Raw genomic sequence first — 21087 nt, forward strand, 5'->3', positions numbered from 1 at the left:
ATATACTAACATTTGCTATGCGAGACGTGATGGTGGTGCAGCCCGGGCAGGGGATCCGGACCGTCCACGCCATCACGGCGCTCGCGGCCCTGGTGGGCGTGCTCGCGGGCGTGACGTCGGTGCTCCACGTGGGGTCGACCTCGGTGAGCGGGATCGTCACCGCGGGCAGCGCAGCCGCATGCACGGCGCTCGCGCCCATGCTGATCGGGTCTCGATCGCCGGTCGCCGTCCCGGGTCTGCTGTTCCTCGCGCTCGCGTTCGGACGGGCCCTCTTCGCACCGGACGTCGACGGTCTGCAGAACGTCGCCGCCTACACGATCCTCCTCCTGCTGCCCGCCTTCGTCGCCCTCCAGGCGACCCCCGACATCGCGGATCGTGTCCTCCGGTGGTTCGCCGCCTCTGGCCTGCTCGCCACCGCGCTGTTCGCCGTCCAACAGACCCTCGGGCTGCTGACCGACGGCATCCGTTCGTACGCCCTCGCCGCACTGCCGATGCTCGCCGCTGCAGCCGCACTCCGCGCCGGACCGTGGCTGCTGCGGATCGCCCCCGCGGTCATCGTCGTCGGCATCGTCGCGAGCCTCTCCCGCACAGCGTCGGTGGTGGCTCTCCTCGTCCTCGTCGTCCTCGTGACCCGCCGACCGGTGGGCCACAGGATCCGCCTTGCGATCCTCGCCGTCGTCGGTGCCGGCGCGACACTCGCTGCCGTGTGGACGTGGGTGCCGTCCTACCGCGGCCGGTTCACCTCGGGGGACAACGCGATGCTCGGTGGGGTCGCCATCAACACGTCCGGACGCGCGAAGCTCTGGGACGTCGTGGCCGACCACGCGAGAAGCGCACCGCTGGTCGGCCACGGGCCGGGGAGCGCCGCGCGGCTCGTCACCGAGACGTTCGTCGGCATCCGGCAGCCGCACAACGACTGGCTCCGGCTCCTGCACGACACCGGTTGGATCGGCGTCTCCCTCTTCGCCCTCGCTGCCGTGACCACCCTCGTCCGGATCGCCCGCGCTGCGCAGCGCACCGACGACGCCGTGCACTGGGCAGCGCTCGCCGCGTTCCTCGCCCTGCTGGTCACGGCGGCCACCGACAACACCCTGATCTACCCGTTCGCGATCGGTCCGACGGCGGTCCTCATCGGACTGTCCCTCGGGTCGGACGCGCGACGGGACCCGCCGACGACCATCCCGCTGTCGGCTCCGACCACCCGCCACACGAAAGGTCCCTGACCATGACGCTCCACACCTCCACCCGTCGTACCGCCCCGGTCGCCGTCGGCCTCGCCCTCGTGGCCGGCCTCGCTGGCTGCTCGGCACACGGCGACACGCACCCCTCGCCCTCGTCATCCCCGTCCACGTCGGTCACGACGGCCGCGGCCGTCACCTGCCCTGACGGCAAGGCCGTGGTGACCGAGGACGACGCAGTCGTCCGACTCGACGGCTCCTGCAGCTCGCTCGAGATCCGAGCGTCGAAGACGCAGGTCACCGCGGGGCGCGATCTCGACACGATGACCGTGTCCGGCAAGCTCAACTACGTGCGGGTCGAGGCGGTCGGGGCGGTCTCGTTCGACGAGGACTCCGAGGGCAACCGCATCGTCACGCCGTCGCAGCCCCAGGTCGACGACCAGGGGCGGTCCAACGTCGTCGCCCCGGCGCCCGAGGGGTACTGACCCATCTACGAGACACCAGTGCGGGCACGTCCTCGCGCAGACACCGGTCGATCCACGTCTGCAGGTCCGCAACACCGGCACCGACGGACCACCGCGGCGTCCACCCCAGGCGAGCGGCAGCGTCCTCGACGGTGCACGACGCCGCGCGGACGTCGCCGTCCCGGTACGCGCCTGTGATGCGCGGGGCCGGAGCGCCGTGGAACGCCGCGATCCGCTGCGCGAGGTCGAGGATCGTGGTCGCCACACCGGACCCGACGTCGATCGGCGCGCCCTCGACCTCCGGGCCGCCCGTGACCGCCGCGGCGAGCGCACCGGCCACGTCCTCGATGTGCACGAAGTCGCGGACGATCGCACCGTCCTCGTAGACCGGGATGGAGTCACCGCGACGCGCGAGCTGCGAGAACAGCGAGACGATGCCCGTGTACGGATTCGTCAGCGACTGGCCCGGCCCGTACACGTTCTGCAGCCGGAGGACGGCGAGACCCACACCGCGAGCAGCGCACCACGCACCCAGGACGTGCTCCTGAGCGAGCTTCGTCGCGCCGTACACGCTCGTCGGTGCCGGCACGGTCCGTCGTGCGTCCGAGGGCATCGAGGTCGCGCCGGCATGGTCCCACGCCCCGGCCTCGAGCTGGTCGTGCGTCCGCTGCCCGGGGCGGACCACGGCACCGGACACGGTGTCGAGCCAGTCGCCCTCGCCGTAGACGGCGCGGCTGCTCGCGAGCACGATGCGGGACGGGAGGACACCGTGACGGCCGAGGGCGTCGAGCATCACGGTCGTCCCACAGACGTTGACGTCGGCGTGACGGGTCGCCTCGTCGAGGGACTGGGCCGTCCCGGTCTCCGCAGCGAGGTGGACCACGACGTCCGGTCGCACCGTCGCGAGCAGTGCATCCCATGCATCGGGATCGGTGACGTCAGCGACGACGAGCTCGGCAGCCGGGTCGAGCGCGTCCGGGCGTCGGCGCTCGGCGTGCACCTGCGGGTGCAGGGCGTCGACCGCGATCCACCGCGCCGACGTCGGGGCGAGCACGCGGGACAGCGCACAGCCGATGAAGCCTGCTCCGCCGGTCACGAGCACGATGGGTCGAGTGGTGGTGGGTCGGGTGGTCATCTGGTCCTCCTGGAGATCGTGGAAGTGGTTCGGGGGTGGTCGAAGAGGTCCCGCCATGCCTGGACGTGGGTGTCCGGAGCGTGCCGGGCGGCGTAGGCGTCGAGTGCTCCCCGCCGTAGTCGCGCGGCGAGACCGGGGTCGTCGAGGATCTGCCGGAGGTGTGCAGCGAACGCCGCGGTGTCGCCCGGCTCGGCGAGGAACCCCGTCACGCCGTGCTCGACGAGGTCCGCGATGCCGCCGCGGTCGAAAGCGACCACCGGAGTACCGCAGGCCATGGCCTCGACGATCGTGAGCGGCTGGGCCTCGTCGAGCTCGGAGGTGAAGGCCAGCACGGTCGCTCCGCGGACCGCCTCCCACTTGGCGGCACCGTACGCCGGCCCGTCGAGGTGGAAGCGGGAGCGGACGGCGGACCCGGCGACGATCGATCGGACCGCCGCGGCGGTGGCATCGTCAGCGACCGGTCCGACCATGCGGAAGTCGACGTCGTGGTCGGCGAGGTCGGCAGCGACGTGCGCGAACGTCTCGGCACCCTTCCCGGGCATCAGGTTCGACAGCCAGAGCACGGTCCGCCTGCCCTGGACCTGCCGCTCCGCCACGCTGACGGGCGGCACCTCCGCCGGGGTGTTCCGGATGACCCGGACCCGGTCGGTGCGCACGAACGGTCGGACATCGGCGGTCAGGGTCGGCCCGAGGCACACCACTGCCTCGGCTGCTCCGAGCAGGCTCCGGACCGCAGCGGCGCCGACCGCACTCCTCGCCGCGATCCGGCGGAATCCCACCGAGTGGATGGTCAGGACGACGGGGACCCGCACCGCTCGGAGCAGGCGGACGAGGACGACGTCGACGCAGAAGGACGCCGTCCTGGTGGTCGCGAACAGCAGCACGGCGTCGGGGCGTCGGCGGATCACCTGCCCTCCGAGTCGAGCGGCGAGACCGACGGCCGCGAGCATCTTGCGCACACCGGGGGCGCCGACTTCGTCGATGCTCCGGCTGAACCTCCGGTCCACCAGACGCAGCATCCAACCGTCACGAGCGAGCAGGTCGAGGGTCCGCTTCGTCATGAGCGTCTGGCCGTGCACGGGCGGCGGTACCTGGCTGAGGACGACGAGATCGGGGGCGAGACCGCGCGAGGGCGTCACGAGCGGGTCCGGGACGCGAGCTGACGGAGCACCGCCCAGAGGAACACCGCGTTGCCCACGAGGTACCGTCGCCACAGGCGTCGGGGTTCGGAGCAGAGGCGGAACAACCACTCGACACCGAGTCGTGTGGTCCACGCCGGGGCCTCCGCCTTGGTACCCGCGACGAAGTCGAACACCACCCCGACGCCGATCGCGAGCACCCCGACCTCGCGCGCCAGACGCCGGGTCTCGGCGTCCTGCAGCGGAGTGCCGAGGCCGACCCACACGATGTCCGGGTCCGCGGCGCGGATGTCGTCGTCCTGCGCGCGTTGCTCCTCGTCGGTCATCGGTCGGAAGTACGACTTGTGCGTCCCGACGATCAGGACTCCGGGGAAGCGTCGCTCGAGTTCGCGACGCATCATCTCGAGCACCTCGTCCGTGTTGCCGAGCAGGTAGTGCCGGACACCCCGAGCGCGCCCTCGATCCAGCACGTCCGGGAAGAGCGACGGCCCGCGCACCTGCGACAACCGCGGACCCGGTAGCAGTCGGGATGCCCACGAGAGCGGCTTGCCGTCGGGGTAGACGGCGGCCGACTCGATCAGGATCCGGCGGTACTCGGGGGCACGCGCGGCGAGCGACATCACGTAGGAGTTCGCCAGGTGCACGTCACCGGGGCGGCCGGCACGTGCCAGGTCGATGAGGTGTCCGACGGCCTGACCGCGGTCGGCCACGACCACCGGGATCCCGGTCAGTGCGCGCCTGGGGAGCGCGTCGAATTCGAGGGGAGCGTCTGCTGTCATATCAATATCATACGATATACTCACACGGTGCGACAGTTCCGATGGCCTCTCCTCGCGCAGGTGCTCCTCAGCGTGGGCCAGGTGACCCTGACACTCATCGGCACGACAGCCCTGCCGCCGGAGCGATGGGGAGCGCTCGCCCTGGTCCTCTCGGTGCACTACGTCGCGCTCGCCACCCTCGCCGGGGTCACGCAGCCGGTGCTGACGTGGTGCGCAGGAGACCCTGCCGCCGCCGACGCACACCGCACCACCGGCCTCCGCCTCCAGGTCGCCGCGGCACTGCCAGCAGCGCTCACTGTCGGCGTCGTCGCACATCGGCTCGCGCTGGGGTGGGGTGCCGCGGCGCTCGTGATGGCACTGCTCGGTGCCTCAGCGTGGAACGCCGCCAGGACCACCGAGCTCGCCAGCGGGCGGTTCCGCCGCGCCGCCGCCGGGGACGCCGTCCACCTCGCCGTCCTCGCGCTCGGTGCCACTGCCCTCGCGTCCGGCCCCCCGATCGGCGAGCGCACGCGGATCGTCGTCGTGACGGGCTCCCTCGCGGTCGCGACGTGGTCTGCGGCCGCGACCCTCCTGCTCCGTCACGCACCCGGGACGCACATCGCGGTGCGCACGTACCTCCGGACCGTCGGCCGGGACATCCCGTGGATGATGCTCGACGGGTTCCTGGTCGGCTGCGTCCCGGCAGCCGTGGTCACGATGGTCGGATGGACGAGCGGGCTCGTCGAAGCCGGTGCGGTGCGGACCAGCACGACCCTCGTCGCCGGACCGCTGCAGATGGCACTGGTCGCCGTGTCACCACTGCTCGTGGCCCGTTTCCGACGCGAGGCGGACCAGGCGCGGGCCGGGAACCGTCCGGACAGGAGGATCGACGCACTCCGTTCGCTCGGTTGGGTGACTGCAGCTGCGGCTGCGATGGCCGTGGTCGCCGGGATGGCCGCAGCGGTGGCACTCCCCCTCCTGACGGCGCCGGGTGCGTTGCTCGCCGACCTCCGCGTCGCGCCGGCACCGGCCGTGCTGCTCCTCGCGGTGGCGCTCTGGCTGGCGTCGACGACGACTGCGTTCATGCGCTACCGCCGGTCGTGGCGCGAACTCATGGCACTGCGGCTGGTCACGCTCGGAGCCTCGCTCGGCACGCTCGTGGTCACCCTCACCGCCCTCGGCACCCCGGTCCCGGTCGCGATCGCCTCGACGGCCGCGCCCTGGCTGGTCCTCCCCTGGTTCCACGCCGTCCTGCGGTGGCGTCCTGTCGCCCCGACCGTGTGAGGTTCGTCCTCGCCCCGGTGACGCACCGGAGACGACGACGATCACACAGGGGAGGTCACGACGATGGAGGGCGGCACCGACCGGCACCGCCCTCCGCCATCATCGTCACTCGCCGGCGGAGCGCACGATCTCTCGCAGGTCCCGACGAGCCCGCCAGCCGAGGAGTCGTTGCGCTCGTGCGGGGTTCGCGACCATCGCCGCCGGGTCACCCACGCGCCGGTCGACCACCCGCGCCTCGGCCGCGGCCCCGGTCACCGCTCCGATGACGTCGATGACCTCGCGGACGGAGGCCCCCCTGCCGGTACCGATGTTCAGGGCGTCGTCGCCCGTGCGGTCCGATCGGAGCGCATGCACCGCTGCGACGTGGGCATCTGCGAGGTCCTCGACGTGGACGTAGTCACGAACGCAGGTGCCGTCCACGGTGGGGTGATCGGCACCGAAGACCTGAGCGGGCTCGCCCCGTCGGACCCGGTCGAGCACGATCGGGATGAGGTTGGCCGCAACGCGGTCCCGCAGGTGCCGACCGCCCGCGCCGGCGACGTTGAAGTAGCGCAGCCGGAGGGCGCGCAGCCCCCAGGCGCGTGTGGCGTCCTCGATCGCCCACTCACCGACGAGCTTCGAGCGACCGTAGGGGTTGATCGGGCGACAGGGTGCGTCCTCGTCGACGCTCTCGCTGTCGACGTTCCCGTAGACGGCGGCCGAGGACGAGAACACCAGGTCGCGCACCCCCGCTCGCCGCATGGCCTCGAGCACGTGCACGACCCCGAGGACGTTGACCCGGTAGTACCGCTCCGGGTCGGCGACGGACTCACCGACGTCCTTCAGCGCGGCCAGGTGCACCACGCTGTCGACCCGCTCCTCCTCGAGCACCGAGGCCAGTGCCTCGGAGGCACCGGCGCCGGCAAGGTCGAGTCGTGCGATCGGGACGTCGACGCGGTCGGCGAATCCCGTCGACAGGTCGTCGACCACGACCACGCGGTCGCCGCTGGCGAGCAGCGCCCGCACGACGTGCGCACCGATGTACCCGGCGCCGCCGGTGACGAGCGTGACGCTCATGCTCGCGACCCCGGTCGCGCGGGACCACCGACGACCAGAGCCGACTGCACCTCTGCCGCCGGCTCCGTCTCCTCAGCTCCGTAAGCGGCTCCGTAAGCGCCGTAGCGGTAGGGCTGATCACCCTCCGTCGGCCGTACGAGCGTACCGATCGACCCGATCACGTTCGCGCCCACCCCGCGGAGCGTCCGCATCGCCGCCGCGATCGTCGTGCGGCTGACCCTGCCGTGCGGAACCGCGAGCAGCACCGAAGCGAAGCGGCTGAGGACGGCGGCGTCGGCGACGAGCAGCACCGGTGGCGCATCGATGACGACGTAGTCGAAGTGCTGCTGCAGCTCGTCGACGAGCGCACCCATCGCCGGCGACCCGAGGAGCTCGGACGGGTTCGGTGGCACGGGGCCGGACGGCAGCACGACGAGGCCCTGGCGCCCCCACGGCTGCAGGACGTCCGACAGCTCGAGTCGTCCGATCAACAGGTCGCTGAGTCCGGCAGCCCCCTCGAGCCCGAAGCGCTCCGCGACCTGCGGGCGACGGAGGTCGCTGTCCACGAGGGCGACACGCGACCCGGTCTCGGCAAGGGCGAGCGCGAGGTTCGCCGCACTGTAGCTCTTCCCTTCCGACGCACCGGCGCTGGTGACGACGAAGGTCGCCCGCCCTTCCGGGAACCGGACGAACTCGAGCGCCGCGCGCACCCGACGGACCGCCTCTGCCGCCGCGCTGCGCGGGTCGTGCTGCAGGAGCAGGGGACGGACGGGTGCTTCGGGGTCGTGCAGGATGCTGCCCAGGTAGGGCACCTCGGTCGCGTCCTCGATCGCGGCGACGCTGCGCAGCCGGGTGTCGAGCACCTTGCGCAGGACGGCGAAGCCGACGCCCACGGCCGTCCCGAGCACGAACCCGGCGACGATGACCGGGACCGGGCGGGGAGCGGTCGGCGCCGCGGGGGCGATGGCGGGAGCGATGACCGTGCTGGAGACGAGCGGGCGGTCGCCGTCACGCGCAGGCTCGAGCTTCGACGTGAGGACATCGCCGAAGGCGACGGCGATCGCGTTCGCCGTCTCCGCCGCCCGTGACGGGTCGGAATCGGTCACCGCGATGTCGAGCAGCGCCGTCCCGTCCTTCGTCGTGGCCGTCACGCGCGTCGCGAGGTCTCGGGCGGACTCGTCGAGGTGCAGCTCGTCGATCGCGCGCTGCAGCACGAGCGGACTGGCGGCGACGCCGGCGTACGTCACGGCGGCCTGCACGGCGAACGAGTTGCTCTGCGTGAGTTCACTGGCCACCGCTCCGTCGCCCGCAGACGCCGAGATGTAGAGCCGCGTCGACGTCGTGTACTGCGGTGTGACCACCAGCAGGAACGAGCTCGCCGCCGCGATGCCGAGCAGCGCGGTGCAGGTGATCACCAGCCACGAACGACGAAGCAGCTGCAGGTACTCGACGAGCGACATGGAGGCCTTCCTGTTCCGATTTCACATGTCAGTATATCAGAGCACAGTCGAACGGCAGGGCGATTCGGTAGGGTCGACCCCGTGCGATGGAGTCGAGTGGGCTGGCCCGGGGTCGGGTACGTCTCCCTCGAGGACGTCGAGGGCTACGCCGAGCACCTCGCCCGTCTGGTCACCGATGCACCCCCGTCCGTCGCCGCCCTCGCGTCCGTGACGTGGAACGAGGCCCGCATCGCCGAGTGGCACGAGACCGAGACGACGACGCCGACCGGCACCCCGGACACCGCCGGCATCGACGAGGCGCCGACCCGCACGGTCCGGGCCGTCGTGGTCGTCCGGACCGACGAGGTCCTCGACACCCCGGACGGCCTCTGGCGCCGCTGGAACCACGCCCGTGTGACGCTCGAGTTCCACCGCGCCGTCCTCGAGCCCGCGGACACCGCAGCGCTCGCGGTCCTCGCCGGCGACGTCCAGGTCTCCCGCGGCGAGATCGCCCACGTCGACGCCGACGTCTGGGAGCTCCGCCTGCTGCTCTCCCCCACCGGCGAGCTCGCGGTGCACTTCCGCGACGTGGTGATCGAGGTCCGCCCCGTCGCCGAGTCGGCGTGGTCCGACCTGGAGGCACGCCCCACCCACGGCTGGCACGGCCCGGTGCCGGACGGCTGGCTCGAGTGGGCCGCCCCCGCGGTGCGCGCTGCGGGTCACGGGGACGTCGGCGGGCTCTCGCTCGAGCTCGACGGGTTCGGCGCGGACCCGACCGGGATCGACGAGGTCGACCCGCGCTGGGGCTTCGCCCCGCTGCACGCCGCCGCCTGGTTCGACCGGCGCGGGACGACGGAGGCGCTCATCGAACGGGGCGCGGACGTCACGGTGCTCGACGCCGAGGACCGGACGGCGCTCGACATCGCCCGCGAGCGCGGGTCGCGCAAGGCGGAAGAGGTGCTGCTCGCCTGGTTCGACGCGCACGCCTTCGGCGAGGCCCACGTCGCCGACGATCCCTCGAGCGACGAGGCGACCCGCTGATCGAGGGGCCCATGGACGGACTGGAGGCGGGGGGGCCCCAGGGCCCCCGCCCACCGGCCGGGAGGGGGGGGGCCCGCGGCCCCCCCCGCCTCCAGTCCGTCAGGGGATCGCGTCAGTCGCGACGGGTCTCGAGCGCGTTCGCCTGCGCGACCTTCCCGTACCAGCGCGCCGAGTCCTTCGGCGTCCGTGCGAAGGTCTCGCGGTCCCACGCGACGAGCCCGAAGGTCGGGCGGTAGCCGGAGGCCCACTCGTAGTTGTCGAGGAGGGACCAGTGCTGGTAGCCCAGGACCTCGATGCCGTCCTCGATGCAGCGGTGGATCCCCTCGAGGGCGCCCTGCGTGTACGCGACCCGGCGGGAGTCGTCGGCGGTGGCGATGCCGTTCTCGGTGATCATCAGCGGCACGTGGCCGGAGAGCTCCCACGCGCTGCGGAGCCCGTCGGCCGACGCCTCCGGCCAGAACTCCCACCCGGTGAGGGTCGTCTCGACGTCGTTCGACACGGGCAGCGGCCCGTCCGGCCCGATGAAGGTTCGGGTGTACGCCTGCACGCCGAGGAAGTCGTCGCCCGCGGCCTGCTCGAGGTACCAGTCGTCACGCGGGTAGCCGTACTCGCGGAGCATCTCCTCGGAGCCGGGCTCGCCGTTCGCGCGGAACGCCTGCGTGGCGATGGTCCAGCCGGACTGGAGCCCGGCGACCTGGGACAGGACCTCGCGGGACCGCTTGTGCGACGCGAGCAGCTGGTCCGCCACGTGCAGGTCCGGGTTCGGCAGGCCGTAGGCGACCAGGTTGGCGGCGTCCTCTCCCCCGGCGAGCATCGCCGCGATGTTCGGCTCGTTGATCGTGCAGACGTAGCGGACGCCGTCCTGCACGACCGGCAGCGCGGCCTCGGTGTAGCGGGCGAACAGGTCGGCCGCGTCGTCGGCGCGCCAGAAGCCGTCGCGCTCGAACCAGCGCGGCACGGTGAAGTGCATGAGGGTGACGATCGGCTCGATGCCGGCCTCGTGGCAGGCCTCGACCATGCGGCGGTAGTGGTCGACCTCGGCGCGGGAGACGTGACCGCGCTCGGGCTCGATGCGTGCCCACTCGATGCTGAACCGGTAGGAGTTCAGGCCGAGGTCGGCGGCGATGCGGATGTCCTCGCGGTAGCGGTGGTAGCTGTCCGCGGCGTCGCCGGAGGGCTCGACGATGGTGGTGTCGGGCTCGTGCTCGTGCACCCACCAGTTGCTGTTGACGTTGTTGCCCTCGATCTGGTGGGCGGCGGTGGCGGCACCCCAGAGGAAGCCGTCGGGGAACTGCAGCGTGGTGATGATGGGTCCTTTCAGTGCTGCGACGAGTCAGTGCTCGTCAAGAACGAGTCGAACAGCGCGATGGTCGCGGCCGGGTTCTCGACGTGGGGGCCGTGGTAGCTCGTGGGGACGACCTCGTAGCGGGCGCCGGTGTCCTCCGCCATCTGCCGCTGCCACGGGATCGGCCAGGCACCGTCCCACTCGCCGTGCGCCACGAGGACGGGGAGCCCGGTCGCGCGGAGATCGGCGGACGAGTCGGTGTGGTCCTCGAGGATGTGCCCGCCGGCGACGACGCTCAGCGGGCTCGTGGCGTCGAAGCGGTCGCGGACCATCCGGGCGTCGTCGGGGAGTTCCTCGTCGGGTCGGTACGCCCAGAGCGGGTTCGTGGCGTCGAACAGCTGCCGGAGGTTGCCGCCGGTGTCGTGCAGGATCGTCAGCTCCGTGACCTTGCGGTAGGGCCAGCCGTACGGGCCGGAGCAGAACTGCACGAGGGACCGGAACGACTGCGGCGAGGCGATGGCGGCCTCACGGGCGATGACCCCGCCGAGCGAGTGCCCGATCAGGTGCACGGGCGCGCCGTCGTCGAGCAGTGCCGCGACCCGGACGACGTCGGCCGCTTCCTCGTCCAACGCGTAGTCGGACGGTGCGGTCGGTGCCGCCGAGTCCGCCTGACCGCGGCGGCTGATCGCGACCGCGGTCCAGCCGGCCTCGCGCAGGAGCGGCATGAAGGTGCGCCAGTCCTCCTTCGAGCCGGTGTACCCGGGGACGACGAGCACGACGCCCTCCGACGGTCCGGACGGGACCACCCGGTAGGCGGTGAGCCGTCCGACCGGCAGGTCGATGCCGACGACGTCGACGCCCTCGGGCGTGGGGAGGTGCCCGAAGGCCGGGACGGACGGGAACTCGTGCACCGTGGTCATGCGAGCAGTGTGCGCCGCGGGTTCGGTACCGCGTCCAGCAGCGCCACCGTGTAGTCGTCCTGCGGGTGCTGCAGCACCTCGGCCGTCCGGCCCCGCTCGACCACGGCGCCGTCGTGCAGCACCATGATGTCGTCGGTGATGAGCCGCGCGCTCAGCAGGTCGTGCGTGATGTAGAGGAGCGAGACGCCCCACTGCTCGCGCAGGTCCTCGAGCAGCGCGAGCACGCCGGCCCGCAGCGTCACGTCGAGCATCGAGACCGGCTCGTCGGCGATGATCACCTGCGGGTCGCTCGCGAGCGCCCGGGCGATGACGACGCGCTGCCGCTGCCCGCCGGAGAGCTGGTGCGGGAGCTTCTGCGCGAACTGCTCGACGGGGGTCAGGCCCACGGTCTCGAGGATCTCGAGCATCCGGCGCCGGGCATCCCGCCCGCGGAGCCCGGTGTAGTTCGCGATCGGCCGGGACAGGATGTACTCCACCGTGTGCAGCGGGTTGAGCGCCGCGTACGGGTCCTGGAACACCATCTGCACCTCGGAGCGCAGGTCCTTGAGCCCCCGCCGCCCGAGCTTCGCCACGTCCGTGTCGCCGAAGCGCACCGTGCCCGAGGTCGGCTGCTCGACGCCGGTGAGCATCTTCGCGATGGTCGACTTGCCCGAGCCGGACTGGCCGACCAGGGCGAGCGACTGCCCGGGTTCGAGGGTGAACGACACGTCGCGGACCGCCTGCACGGGCTGCTCACCGCGGCGGGGCGCCGGGTACGTCTTCACGAGGTGGTCGACGACGATCGGGTTCTTCGCGGCACTGCGCTCACGCGACCCGACGGTGGCGAACGACGAGGTCGTCTCCTGACGGGAGACCGACCGCTGCGACCGATCGGGGAAGCCCGGCAGCGACACGACCTCCGCGCGCGGATCGGCGTAGTGCGACAGGAGCATCTTCGTGTAGTCGTCCTGCGGGTCGCGGAGGACCTCGAGCGACCGGCCGTCCTCGACGATCCGCCCCTCGTGCATGACGAGCACGCGCTCGGTGGCCTCGAGCACGATGCCGAGGTCGTGGCTGATGAGGATCGCCGTGAACCCCTCGGACCGCTGCAGCTCGATGATCGTGTCCATCACCGCGTGCTGCACGAGGACGTCGAGGGCCGTGGTCGGCTCGTCGAACACCATGAGCTGCGGCTCGAGCGACAGCGCGAGGGCGATCGACACGCGCTGCCGCATGCCGCCGGAGAGCTCGCCGGGGTACCGCGCGAGCATCGTCTCGGGCAGCTTCACCTTGCCGATGAGCTCCCGCATCCGGGCGTCCCAGCGCTCGCGCGGCACGTGGCCGTGGGCCTTGAAGACGTCGATGAAGTGGTTGCGGATCGTGCGCACCGGGTTGAGCGCGTTCATGCCGGACTGCAGCACCATCGCGAAGCCGCCCTGGCGCTGCTGCCGGAGTGCCTCGTCGTCGAGGTCACGGATGTCCGCCCCGCCGAAGACGATGCTGCCGCCGTTGGTGCGCGCCGGCGGCTTCTGCAGCCGGGTCAGCGCGTAGCCGAGGGTCGACTTGCCCGAGCCGGACTCGCCGACCAGGCCGACGAACTCGCCCTTGCGCAGCTGGAAGGAGACGTGGTCGACGGCCTGGACGGCCGTCTGGCCGGCCGACTCGTAGACGACGGACAGGTCGCGGACGTCGAGCAGGACCTCGGCCTGGGTGCCGTCGGACGGGAGGCGCGTGGCGGTGCCGCCACGGGCCTCCAGGCCGTCGCTGGTTGCGCCGCTCATGCGGTGACCTCCTTGCGCTTGCGGCGCGCGCCCTCGCGCAGCCGCGGGTTGGACACGGCGTCGACGCCGAAGTTGATGAGGGTGAGGCTCATCGCCAGCAGGGCGATGCAGAGACCGGGGGCGAACAGCAGGATCCACTGGCCGGTGAGCAGTGCGTTCGAGTTCTGCGCCCAGTAGAGGATCGTGCCCCAGCTGACGATCGACGAGTCGCCGAGTCCGAGGAACTCCAGACCGGCCTCGGCGAGGATCGCGCTGGTCGCCGCGCCGAAGAAGCTGCCGACGATCAGGCTCGTCATGTTCGGCAGGATCTCGCGGAACACGATGCGCGTCGCACCGTCACCGGAGAACTGCGCCGCGGTGACGAAGTCGCGGCTGCGCAGGGACTGCGTCTGGCTGCGCAGGACGCGCGCACCCCAGGCCCAGCCGGTGACGACGATCACGGCGATGATCACCGCGATGCCGCCGTTCTGCAGGTAGGCCGCGATGACGATCATGAGCGGCAGGCCCGGGATGACGAGGAACAGGTTCACGATGAACCCGATGACCTCGGCGACCCAGCCGCGGATGTAGCCCCAGCTCAGGCCGATCGCGACGGCGACGAGCGTGGACAGGAGGCCCGCGACCGCGCCGACGAGCACGGAGACCCGGGCGCCGTAGATCAGTTGGGAGAGGACGTCCTCGCCGGCGGCGGTGGTACCCATCCAGTGCGCCCAGCTGGCGTCGGCATTCCGCGCGAAGCCGTTCTGACTGCCGCCGTAGGGGGCGAGGAGCGGGGCGAACAGGGCGATGAGGACGAAGGTGCCGAGGATGCACAGGCCGATGCGGGCCTTCGTGTTGCTCCAGACGACGCCGAACTGTCGTCCTGCTGATCGGAGCTTGGAGGGGGCCTGCTGGTCGCCCTGGTCTTGTTGCTTGTCTTGGGTCCGTACTGCGACGGTCGCGTTGTCGGTCATCGGCGCGTCCTCGGGTCCAGGACGCCGTACAGGACGTCCACGATGAAGTTGGCGATGAGCACCGACACGGTGATCATCAGGAAGAGGGCCTGCATGAGCGGGTAGTCCTGCCCGATCACGGCGTTGAAGAGCAGGTAGCCGATGCCCGGGTAGCCGAACACCTGCTCGACCAGCACCGAGCCGCCGACCACGCCACCGAGCGCCAGGCCGAAGCCGGTCAGGTTCGGCAGGATCGCGTTGCGCGCGGCGTACCGGACGGCGACCGTGCGACCGCGGAGGCCGTTGGCCTCGGCGAAGGTGACGTAGTCGTCACCGAGGGTGTTGATCATCGCGTTGCGCATGCCGATGATCCAGCCGCCGAGGCTCGTCACGAGGATCGTCACGGCCGGCAGGACCGCGTGCCGCAGGACGTCGCCGATGTAGGTGCCGTTCCAGCCCGGGACGCTCGTCGCGGACGACGCCCCGGTGGTCGGGAACCAGTGCAGGACGTAGCCGAGGAAGAACAGCAGCAGGAGCGCCGTCCAGAAGTACGGGAACGTCGACATGAAGCTGCCGGACAGGGTCGGGAGCGAGTCGAGCCACGTGCCGCGCTTCCACGCCGCAGCGACACCGATCAGCGTGCCGATGACGAACGCCAGGACCGTCACCGTGCCGACGAGCACGAGCGTGTACGGCAGTGCGCGGCCGACCAGGTCACCGACCGGCTGCGGGTAGAACGTGTAGCTCGTGCCGAAGTCGAGGGTGACGACCTGGTGCAGGTAGCTGACGTACTGGTCCCAGAGGTTGCCGCTGGGGACGCCGAGCTGGGCCTCGATGGCCTTCTTCGTGGCGTCGGTGACCGGACCGTTCTGGCTGAGCTTCGCAAGCGCCGCGTCGGACGGGCTGCCCGGCATGAGGCGCGGGAGCACGAAGTTCAGCGTGACCGCGGCCCAGAGGGTCAGGACGAAGAGGACGAGTTTCTGGAGGATGTACTTCACTTGCCCGCCTCCTTCTGCTGCGTCTTCTGCTCTTCGAGGATCTGCTTGCCTGCTGCGCTGTCACGGAGCCGGAGCTTCGTGAAGATGAGCAGCGGTGCGGAGTCGTAGTTCTGCGGAGCCATGTACGGGTCCTCGGCGCTCGGCCAGCCGACGAACTTGCCGGTGTTGAACAGGCCCCAGAGTCCGCCGTAGTACATGCCGATCACGGGCAGGTCGTCGTACACGATGGCCTGCAGCTGGTCCAGGATCCGCTGCTGCTCGGCACGGTCGGTCGTGCCGCGGTACTCGTCGAGGAGCTTCTGGGTGTCCGCGTTCCTGTACCGCTCGAAGTTGTTCACCGTCGACTTGCCGACCGGCTGGTAGAAGTCGCTCGACAGCAGCGAGTTGTAGGCCTGGAAGACGTCGCCGTTCCCCATGCCGCCCATCGCCATGTCGAACTTGCCGTTGTTGATGTTCTGCTGGTAGCCGGCGGGCTGCGGTGCCTGGATCTGCACCTTCACGCCGATCTTCCCGAGGTCACGCTGCACCTGCTGTGCGGCACGGAGCCAGTCCGAGTAGCCGTTCGCGGTCATCAGGTTGATCTCGAGCTGCTTGCCGTCCTTGACGAGCTTGCCGCCCTGCTGCTCGTAGCCGGACTTCGCGAACTCGGCGAGGGCGCGGTCGGTGTCCTGCGTGATCATCCCCTTGTCGGGGATCGACGGGTCGAGGTACTGCTCCTGGTTCGGCAGGATCAGGCCGGTCTGACCCGCGGCGCTGAGGTTGCCCTCGGAGGCGGTCTCGGCGATGCCGTCGCGGTCGAGCGCGTAGGAGATGCCCTTGCGCACGTTGACGTCGTCGTACGGCGCCTTCGTCAGGTTCGGGATGAGACCGATCACGCCGCCGGCGGGGAACCACCACTGGTTCGTGTCGGACGCGGCCCCCCACGTGCCCTTGACGTCCGAGATGAACGAGTACGCCCAGTCGTAGCCACGCGTGACGGTGTCGAGCTGCGTGTTCGTCGCGGGGAGCACGAGGTGCTCGATCGCGATCTTGTCCGCCTGCCAGTACGTCGGGTTCTTGTCCATCGAGTACTGCTGGTCGGAGTAGTTGCCCAGGACGAACGGACCGGTGCCGACCGGGTTCGGGTCACGCCAGGTGACCGGGTCCTTCACCTTCCCGTAGTGGTGCTCGGGGAGGATGTAGGTCGCGCCGATGATGTTGAGGCTCGGGACGTCCTCGCCGTTGAGGTGGAAGACCAGGTGGTCGCCGTCCCGCTCGATGCGGTCGATGTGCTGCCAGGCACCCTTGACGTCCATCGCCGGGAACTTCTTGAGCAGGTCGAACGTGAAGAGGACGTCCTCGGGGGTGAACGGCGTGCCGTCGGACCACTCGACGCCCTTGCGGATCGTCATGTCGATCGTCCGCGCGTCGGGCAGCTCCCAGGAGCTCGCGAGCCACGGGGTGCCCTTGCCGTCGAGCGGGTTGATCTCGATGAGCGGCTCGTACATCCACTTGCTCGCGGTGCGGGCGTTCGGGATGTACGGGTTGAAGTTACGGTCGAACAGTGGGTTGCCACGGTCCGCGTTGATGAGCATCGTGTCCTTGCCGATGCTCGGGTCCGGCTGGGAGCGGACCTGGATGCTGCAGCCGGTGGCCACGAGGGCCACGACCGCGAGTCCGGCGATGGCGGCGGCGATGCGGCCGCGCCGGCGGGCGGGGGTGTGCGGCGCCGGTGGCGTCCGCCGTCCGTCCGTGCGCGGGTCGCGGTGCCCGCGCGTGCGCTGTGGGGGAAGCGTCATTGCTCGGTCGACCTCCGTGTCGAGTGGGTGCTCCGCCCAATGTATGCGCTTACATCGCGCTCCGCAACTGCGGTCCCTTCTGGTGGTCGCCACGACCGAGGGCCGTCCACGAGCGTTCCGGTCGCACGACATGCCGCCCGTTCGCCGTACAGACGGCAAGTCGTGCGACCGGAGCGGCAGTCGGCGGCATGTCGTGCGACCTGGGCCAGGGCCAGACCCCGACTCGGCGACGCCTACAGCGCGGGCGGGCAGCTCTCGCGCAGCAGCACCTCGACCGGCAGCCGCACAGCGCGCGGGGGCCCGTCGCGCCGCTCGAACCGGTCGACGATCGCCCGGACGGCCGCACGACCGAGCTCCCCCATCGGCTGGTGCACCGTCGTCAGGGGCGGCGTCGAGAAGCGCCCGGCGTCGATGCCGTCGAAGCCGGTCACCACGACGTCCTCGGGGACGCGCAGCCCCCGCGCCCCGGCGGCGTCGAGCACGCCGAGCGCGGACTGGTCGTTCGAGCAGATCACCCCGCGGGGGACGTCGACTCCGTCGAACAGGGCCGACGCGAGCTCACGAGCCCGTGCGCGCCCGAAGTCGCCGTGCACCACCCGCACGTCGGACGCCGCCAGGTCGTTGTCGGCGAGCGCCTGGCGGAAGCCCGCCGAACGCTCGATGTCGTCCGGAGAGTCGATCGGCCCCGCCAGGTACGCCAGCGAGCGGATCCCGAGCCGACCGATCACGTGCGAGGCGAGCGTGCGCATGCCCGCGGCGTTGTCGACGCTCACCGAGTCGAAGCCGTGCGAGCGCCGGTCGTCCGCGAGCACCACGACCGGGATGCGCCGGGCGACGTGCTCGAGCAGGTCGTCGGGCACCGTCTGCGCGAGTACCGCGAGGCCGTCGACCCGACCCGCGACGTCGTTCACGATGACGTCCCGCGAGGACCCGCGCCCGGCCGCCACCATCAGGGCGAGCCCCCGCTGCCACGCTTCGGTCTCGGCACCGCGCAGGACCTCGTCGAAGTACAGGTTCGACGAGAACGGTTGCGTGACGTGGCGTCGGTCGTCGACGACCCGGACGCCACCGTCCGTGACGAGGTCGGGTCGCTCGTCCGGGACGACGTCGAACCCGGGCAGCAGCAGGCCGACCACGCCGGTCCGCTTGCCGGCCAGGGCGCGTGCGTTGCCGGACGGCACGTAGCCGAGGCTCCGGATCGCCGCCTGCACGCGGTCGCGGGTGCCCTCACGGACGGCGTCCGGCGTGCGGAGCACGCGGGAGACGGTGGCGATGGACACGCCGGCCTGGGACGCGACGTCGTAGACCGTGGGAGGTGCGGTGCGCTGCGCGCTCATGCCGTGCCTCCCGTCCGACGTCCACCCGGCCGCTGCACCGGTGCGCGGCCGCACCATCCTAGGCACGGGCCCGACTCCGACTCCTCCACAGGCCGGCCGACACCCTTGCGTTCCGCGGAGGGGCGGGCGCAGACTGTTGCGACCTCAGAACGTCCCGTGAGGAAGCGCACCACGACGGTGCCCACGCACACAGGAGGAACTCTCGATGTCCCAGCAGACGCGGTCCGGCAGCAAGCACGCCATCCGACTCACCACCGACGAGGCCGAGGTGCGCGACGCGCTCCTCGACCACACCGAGCACGGCGCGACGCTGTCCGCCCAGGAGATCGACGGGTCCGAGGAACCCACGACCAGGGCCTGACCAGCCGGGAGGCACGGGTCGGGTCCGCCTCGTCGGTCCGGCCGGTGCCTCCCGGCCGGTGCGCCCCGGTGCCTGTTGGCCGGTGCGCCCGGGTGGCGAGTGCGGCCGGTCGCTCCTGACCGGTGCGCCTGGGTGGTCAGTGCGCCTGGGTGGTTGCCGGGTCGCCGTCGCCGAGCAGCTCCGGGCTGCCGACGATCGCCATGCCGGCACCGCGCAGGCGCCGTCGCTCCTGCGCGATGAACGCGAGCAGGCGGTCGTTGGTCCCCGCGACGTGCGCCGCCAGCAGCTCGGCCGCGCGGTCGGCCTCGCCTGCACGGACGGCCTCGAGGATCGCGCTGTGCTCGTCCCACGCGGCCTCGCGCGCCTCTGCGGTGCGGACCTCGATCCACCGCGTCCGCTCGAGTCGAGTGAGGGCGTCGGCGATCGCATCGGTGACGAAGCGGTTGCCCCCGAGCGCGGCGAGGTCCAGGTGGAACGTCGACCCCATGCGGATCCCGGCCTCGCGGTCGGGTGTGCTGCGGAGCTGGTCGAGGTGCGCACGGACCTCGTCGAGCTGCTCGGCGGAGGCGCGCTCGACGGCGAGACGCGCCGCGGCGGGTTCGAGCACGCCGCGGAGCTCGGCGAGCGACGCGATCTCGTCGAGGTCGATCGGGGTGACCGTCCACGACCGCCCCTCGTGGAGGATGAGCCCCTCGCGCTCGAGCCGTGACAGCGCAGCGCGCACGGGGGTCCGCGAGGCGTGGAAGCGTCCCTCGAGTCCGCGCTCCGAGATCCGCTCTCCGGGGGCGATGTCGAGGGTCAGGATCGCCGCGCGCAGGTTGTCGTAGAGCTGGCTCGTCTGCGAGACGGGCGCGGCGGTCTCGGTCGTCTCGGTCACGGCGGACCAGCGTAGTGCAGATCGACGCGTGTTGGTATACCGTCCTGGTACACCAACCGCTCCCCGATCGAGACGACGTGCCCGCGCAGACCACCACCGCCGCTCCGCCCGTCGTCCCCGCCAGGGCGTGGACCATGCTCGCGCTCGGCGTCGCGGCACAGGCCGCCGGGACCCTCGTCGTCTCCGCCCCGGCGCTGCTCATCCCGCACCTGCTGGCGCAGGGGATGCCCTTCGCGTCGGCGGGACTGTTCGCGGCCGCCCCGACGATCGGCCTCGTCCTCACCCTCATCGCCTGGGGCGCGGTGACCGACCGCGTCGGCGAACGGGTGGTGATCGCCGGCGGACTCGCGCTGACCACCCTGACCGTCGTCGCGGCGTGGGTCACGGCGGGCGACCCACTGCTGCTCGGGGTCGCGTTCCTGGCGGCGGGCATGACGAGCGCGTCGACGAACGCGGCGAGCGGACGGGTCGTGGTCGGGTGGTTCCCGAGGGAGCGCCGCGGTCTCGCGATGGGCATCCGGCAGATGTCGCAGCCGCTCGGCGTGACGCTCGCTGCCGTGACGGTGCCGCTGCTGACCGAGACGCACGGTGTCCGGACCGCACTCGTGCTGCCGTTCGTGCTGTGCGCGGTGCTCACCGTGCTCTGCGCCGTGAGCATCGTCGATCCCCCACGGCCTCGGCAGGCCCGGGCAGCGGCGGCGACCGCGACGATCGACGGGGGCCCAGCGAACCCGTACCGGGCGTCCGGGTTCCTGTGGCGGGTGCACCTCGTGTCGGTGCTGCTCGTCGTGCCGCAGTTCACGCTCTCGACGTACGGGCTGGTCTGGCTGGTGGGCCTCGGCTGGTCGACGCCTGCGGCCGGGCTGCTGGTCGGCGCCTCGCAGTTCGTGGGGGCCGTCGGGCGCATCCTGGTCGGCGCCTGGAGCGACCGCGTCGCTTCCCGGGTCGGGCCGTTGCGCGTCGTCGCGGTGGCCGCAGCGGCCGTGATGGGCGCACTCGCGCTCGTCGACGTGTCGCACTGGGCGCCCGCGGCGGTGTTCCTCGTCATCGCCACGAGCGTCACCGTGGCGGACAACGGGCTCGCCTACACGTCGGTGGCCGAGGCGGCGGGGCCCTCGTGGTCGGGCCGGGCGCTCGGTGCGCAGAACACGGGGCAGTTCCTGGCGGCGAGCGCCGTCGGCCCCGGTGTCGGTGCACTCGTCGGGGTGCTCGGCTTCGCAGCGTCGTTCGCGATCGTGGCTGCGCTCCCCCTGCTCGCGCTACCGGTCGTCCCGCGCGACGACGTCTCCCACGACTGACGCCCAGCACCGCCCCGGGCAGCTCGACGCCCGGCACGCGACCCGGAGGAGCCTCGCCCGCAACACGC

19 protein-coding genes are annotated in these 21087 nt (G+C 71.6%); 6 read left to right on the forward strand and 13 right to left on the reverse strand.

Annotated elements, in window-relative coordinates:
* Window positions 1-17: 17 nt before the first annotated feature.
* A complete protein-coding gene (locus tag M3666_RS00305) occupies window positions 18-1223 on the forward strand; it encodes an O-antigen ligase (RefSeq protein WP_209684145.1) in 1206 nt (401 codons plus the stop codon).
* A gap of 2 nt (window positions 1224-1225) precedes the next feature.
* Window positions 1226-1663 (forward strand): hypothetical protein, encoded by a 438-nt coding sequence (locus M3666_RS00310; protein WP_209684146.1) that lies wholly within the window; start codon window positions 1226-1228, stop codon window positions 1661-1663.
* On the opposite strand, the gene M3666_RS00315 is transcribed toward M3666_RS00310, so the two are convergent.
* The 3 genes from M3666_RS00315 to M3666_RS00325 are packed head-to-tail and all read right to left on the reverse strand — an operon-like array spanning window position 1590 to window position 4695.
* Window positions 1590-2777 (reverse strand): NAD-dependent epimerase/dehydratase family protein, encoded by a 1188-nt coding sequence (locus tag M3666_RS00315; RefSeq protein WP_285840981.1) that lies wholly within the window; start codon window positions 2775-2777, stop codon window positions 1590-1592. The genes M3666_RS00310 and M3666_RS00315 overlap by 74 nt on opposite strands.
* Window positions 2774-3916 (reverse strand): glycosyltransferase family 4 protein, encoded by a 1143-nt coding sequence (locus tag M3666_RS00320; protein ID WP_209684148.1) that lies wholly within the window; start codon window positions 3914-3916, stop codon window positions 2774-2776. The genes M3666_RS00315 and M3666_RS00320 overlap by 4 nt, the downstream gene beginning before the upstream one ends.
* The gene (locus M3666_RS00325; RefSeq protein WP_251154149.1) at window positions 3913-4695 is read right to left on the reverse strand and encodes a WecB/TagA/CpsF family glycosyltransferase; all 783 of its coding nucleotides are present in this window, start codon (window positions 4693-4695) and stop codon (window positions 3913-3915) included. The genes M3666_RS00320 and M3666_RS00325 overlap by 4 nt, the downstream gene beginning before the upstream one ends.
* A gap of 27 nt (window positions 4696-4722) precedes the next feature.
* Between M3666_RS00325 and M3666_RS00330 the strand changes: the two genes are divergently transcribed.
* Window positions 4723-5958 carry a hypothetical protein gene (locus M3666_RS00330; RefSeq protein WP_251154150.1) on the forward strand — a complete coding sequence of 412 codons (1236 nt, stop codon included), beginning with the start codon at window positions 4723-4725 and terminating at the stop codon, window positions 5956-5958.
* A 105-nt stretch (window positions 5959-6063) separates the two neighbouring features.
* On the opposite strand, the gene galE is transcribed toward M3666_RS00330, so the two are convergent.
* Both galE and M3666_RS00340 read right to left on the reverse strand, forming a co-directional pair.
* Entirely contained in the window at window positions 6064-7014 is a 951-nt protein-coding gene (gene galE / locus M3666_RS00335) for a UDP-glucose 4-epimerase GalE (RefSeq protein WP_209684151.1), read from the reverse strand.
* Entirely contained in the window at window positions 7011-8453 is a 1443-nt protein-coding gene (locus M3666_RS00340) for a polysaccharide biosynthesis tyrosine autokinase (RefSeq protein WP_251154151.1), read from the reverse strand. The genes galE and M3666_RS00340 overlap by 4 nt, the downstream gene beginning before the upstream one ends.
* Window positions 8454-8534: 81 nt before the next feature.
* Here M3666_RS00340 and M3666_RS00345 point away from each other — a divergent pair, with 81 nt between their 5' ends.
* Entirely contained in the window at window positions 8535-9473 is a 939-nt protein-coding gene (locus M3666_RS00345; protein WP_209684154.1) for a hypothetical protein, read from the forward strand.
* Window positions 9474-9585: 112 nt separating this feature from the next.
* On the opposite strand, the gene M3666_RS00350 is transcribed toward M3666_RS00345, so the two are convergent.
* The 7 genes from M3666_RS00350 to M3666_RS00380 form a co-directional block, all read right to left on the reverse strand.
* A complete protein-coding gene (locus M3666_RS00350; RefSeq protein WP_374109565.1) occupies window positions 9586-10782 on the reverse strand; it encodes a glycoside hydrolase family 1 protein in 1197 nt (398 codons plus the stop codon).
* Between the two features lie 8 nt (window positions 10783-10790).
* Window positions 10791-11678, reverse strand: a complete 888-nt coding sequence (locus M3666_RS00355) for an alpha/beta fold hydrolase (protein ID WP_251154152.1) — start codon at window positions 11676-11678, stop codon at window positions 10791-10793.
* Complete coding sequence (locus M3666_RS00360; RefSeq protein WP_251154153.1) at window positions 11675-13438, reverse strand: ABC transporter ATP-binding protein; 1764 nt, start codon at window positions 13436-13438, stop codon at window positions 11675-11677. Before M3666_RS00360 ends, M3666_RS00355 begins: the two co-directional genes overlap by 4 nt.
* A complete protein-coding gene (locus M3666_RS00365; protein ID WP_066651920.1) occupies window positions 13435-14391 on the reverse strand; it encodes an ABC transporter permease in 957 nt (318 codons plus the stop codon). The genes M3666_RS00360 and M3666_RS00365 overlap by 4 nt, the downstream gene beginning before the upstream one ends.
* Window positions 14388-15368 (reverse strand): ABC transporter permease, encoded by a 981-nt coding sequence (locus M3666_RS00370; RefSeq protein WP_066651916.1) that lies wholly within the window; start codon window positions 15366-15368, stop codon window positions 14388-14390. Before M3666_RS00370 ends, M3666_RS00365 begins: the two co-directional genes overlap by 4 nt.
* A complete protein-coding gene (locus M3666_RS00375) occupies window positions 15365-17146 on the reverse strand; it encodes an ABC transporter substrate-binding protein (RefSeq protein WP_251154154.1) in 1782 nt (593 codons plus the stop codon). Before M3666_RS00375 ends, M3666_RS00370 begins: the two co-directional genes overlap by 4 nt.
* A gap of 233 nt (window positions 17147-17379) precedes the next feature.
* Entirely contained in the window at window positions 17380-18483 is a 1104-nt protein-coding gene (locus M3666_RS00380) for a LacI family DNA-binding transcriptional regulator (RefSeq protein WP_251154155.1), read from the reverse strand.
* Window positions 18484-18688: 205 nt separating this feature from the next.
* Between M3666_RS00380 and M3666_RS00385 the strand changes: the two genes are divergently transcribed.
* Window positions 18689-18844, forward strand: a complete 156-nt coding sequence (locus tag M3666_RS00385; RefSeq protein ID WP_158407723.1) for a hypothetical protein — start codon at window positions 18689-18691, stop codon at window positions 18842-18844.
* A gap of 136 nt (window positions 18845-18980) precedes the next feature.
* On the opposite strand, the gene M3666_RS00390 is transcribed toward M3666_RS00385, so the two are convergent.
* The gene (locus tag M3666_RS00390) at window positions 18981-19721 is read right to left on the reverse strand and encodes a GntR family transcriptional regulator (protein WP_251154156.1); all 741 of its coding nucleotides are present in this window, start codon (window positions 19719-19721) and stop codon (window positions 18981-18983) included.
* 134 nt (window positions 19722-19855) lie between these two features.
* On the opposite strand from M3666_RS00390, the gene M3666_RS00395 reads away from it, so the two are divergent.
* Window positions 19856-21019: an MFS transporter gene (locus M3666_RS00395; protein WP_251154409.1), complete on the forward strand. Its 1164-nt coding sequence runs from the start codon at window positions 19856-19858 to the stop codon at window positions 21017-21019.
* Window positions 21020-21087: the final 68 nt, after the last annotated feature.

The sequence above is a fragment of the Curtobacterium sp. ODYSSEY 48 V2 genome (assembly GCF_023712625.1).
In the GTDB taxonomy this organism is placed as follows: domain Bacteria; phylum Actinomycetota; class Actinomycetes; order Actinomycetales; family Microbacteriaceae; genus Curtobacterium.